The sequence below is a fragment of the Rhodanobacter glycinis genome, from assembly GCF_900114325.1.
Classification (GTDB): domain Bacteria; phylum Pseudomonadota; class Gammaproteobacteria; order Xanthomonadales; family Rhodanobacteraceae; genus Rhodanobacter_A; species Rhodanobacter_A glycinis.
On record NZ_FOSR01000028.1, the window covers coordinates 1 to 2,195 of the forward strand.

The window sequence follows — 2,195 nt, forward strand, 5'->3', positions numbered from 1 at the left end:
TGCTTTACCGTTTCTTTCGGGCGCGCCGGGAACTCGCTGCGGCCTAACAATTCGTTCAAGGCGGACGGCTGCGCCGCCGCTTAACTCCAGCGTTATGCCTCAATGACCCAACATCACCGCTCGATCTGGTTTGCCGCGCTGGTCACGCCATGGGCCGTACCTATAGGGCTAAATCTTTTGGCGTTGCTATTCGGCCTCTTTACCAAAGGCACCGGCGCCCTCACTGGGCGGGACGATCTATATCTCGTCTTCGGTTACACCCTGCCGGCAACCTACACGGCGATGCTTGTCATCGGACTTCCATACGTACTGTGGCTACGGGCGCACGGTGTACTAACCTTTCTGCCTGTCTGCATAGGGGCAATGATTGCAGCCATCGTTGTGTCACCAGCTTATGTCGAGATCCTTTTCCACTCTACTTCGCTTCACGCCGGAGACATCCTTATTTATGCCTTGTTCGGCCTGCTATCAGGCATCGTTTTCTGCCTCGCCGCCGGCATAACATTTCGTCCAAGCGGACGCGCGAAAAAGCCGCGCGCCGCTTAACTCAAGCGTTAGATTGCCATGACAAATGTCGACCAAATTGAAGCTTTAAAAGAATGGAATAGGTTGGCTCGGGAAAACGCCGAGAACGCCATCGTGTCTTCCATGTTTGAAGCTTCGTCAAACGCTGTCGAGCCCATCGAATCTTTTGCGACTTGGTTGCTGGTAGGAGCCGCTGCCGTAGCGTCGTTCCTGCTAGGCAACGCAAGTAAGTTGGTACCAATAATTGGCAGTACCGGCTTCCGGGTTTGTGGCTTGCTCCTATGCGCTTCTTGCTTGTTCGGTGTTCTTTCCAAACTGTTCGCGCTCCTCGGTCGTATAGGCTTTGCCACGGGAAACGTGGTCAAAGAATCCGTGTTTCAGCACCTCAAAGCGCATGAAGAGACCGAGGCACAGGTCCAAGAGCGCGCCCAACAACTCGGGGTCGCTGTCGAGACCGGCATCCGAATGGAGAGGGTTCTGAGTGAGTTCCAGCGACCACTTCCCTGGTGGGCCTGTTGGGCGGTCGCACGCAACCTCAAAAGGTATGCTGGTGACCCTCAGATTGGCCAGATTCCACGCATCAAGAATCTAAACGCTCAGGGAGTTTTCACCTTCTTACAAACACTTTCGTTTTTATTGTTCTTGGTGACGGGGTTTGTTTCCGCAACAGCAACCTAACATTTCGTTCAAGGCGGACGGCTTCGCCGCCGCTTAACTCCAGCGTTGGGCGTCAGAGTAATCACAAGAGGTAACAAAAGTTGAAGAACCTTGATTTGCAATGTCGGTGCGGCGAAGTAGCTCTTCGCGTTACTGGCGAGCCCGTGGTGCAGCTTTACTGTCACTGCGATGATTGCCGTGCGGCACATGGAGGAGCATATGTTGCTTCAGTGATTTATCCCAAGGAAGCGGTTGAGGTTGTCAGCGGAGAGCCGACTCCTATCGTGGTAAAAACAACCAAGAGGTTTCGTTGCATAACCTGCGGCACGCATTTGTTCTCCGAAATCGAAGCCGCAGGTCTCAGAAGTGTCAACGCCTTCTTGTTCCCAGAAGGTGAATTCCATCCACAGGCTCATGTCCAGTGCCAGCATGCAGTTCTGCCGGTGGCAGACAATTTGCCTCATTACAAGGGCTTTCCAGCCGCGGCCGGTGGCTCTGATGAGTGCGTAGATTGGTAGTGTTGCCGCCCAACAAATCGCTGCAGCCGACCGTCATCCCGCTACGCGGGCTGCCGGCGGCTGAGCTCAGGCGTTAGGCTGCAGGGGAATCTGATGCGTCGTGGTTTTTTTCGCCTTGGTGTAGTTGCTACTGGCGTCTGGCTGGGGTTGGTCGTTGCGGTGGTTTTTCTCCAGTATTTCTCCGCGAACCCCTTCTGCCAGTTCGACTCTAGTACGGTCTGGAAACCTGAGTGCCAGAGCTTCTTTTGGTCGTGGGCTCCGGTGGGCAAGTTGGCCAAGCTTTCTCCGCATGTAGTACACATGGTGCTTGTAGCCGCTCTGCCGGTGGCCGTAGGCTGGGTGCTTGGCCTCGCAGCCGGCTGGGTGGTTAGGGGGTTTCGCACCAGTGCAACCTAACCATTCCGTAAGAGACTTCCCGTCAACCCCAGGCGCATGACGCTTTTGCCTTGGGCTTTCAGGCGACTGCCGGCGATGGTGTTGTCAGGCGTTGCATGC

Annotated in this window: 3 protein-coding genes; all 3 read left to right on the forward strand. The window is 55.2% G+C overall.

Features of this window, described 5'->3' with window-relative positions:
* Positions 1-102 precede the first annotated feature (102 nt).
* The 3 genes from BMY90_RS16910 to BMY90_RS17605 all read left to right on the forward strand — a co-directional run bounded on the left by BMY90_RS16910 (position 103) and on the right by BMY90_RS17605 (position 1,700).
* Complete coding sequence (locus BMY90_RS16910) at positions 103-546, forward strand: hypothetical protein (RefSeq protein WP_139201797.1); 444 nt, start codon at positions 103-105, stop codon at positions 544-546.
* Positions 547-564: 18 nt separating this feature from the next.
* The gene (locus tag BMY90_RS16915) at positions 565-1,203 is read left to right on the forward strand and encodes a hypothetical protein (RefSeq protein ID WP_092705326.1); all 639 of its coding nucleotides are present in this window, start codon (positions 565-567) and stop codon (positions 1,201-1,203) included.
* Positions 1,204-1,349: 146 nt separating this feature from the next.
* Entirely contained in the window at positions 1,350-1,700 is a 351-nt protein-coding gene (locus tag BMY90_RS17605; protein ID WP_483880036.1) for a GFA family protein, read from the forward strand.
* The last annotated feature ends 495 nt before the right edge of the window (positions 1,701-2,195 follow it).

What these genes read in the sequence shown, in the direction of transcription:
- BMY90_RS16910 (WP_139201797.1), top strand. Translation starts at nt 103, where the DNA reads ATGACCCAACATCACCGCTCGATCTGGTTTGCCGCGCTGGTCACGCCA.
- BMY90_RS16915 (WP_092705326.1), top strand. Translation starts at nt 565, where the DNA reads ATGACAAATGTCGACCAAATTGAAGCTTTAAAAGAATGGAATAGGTTG.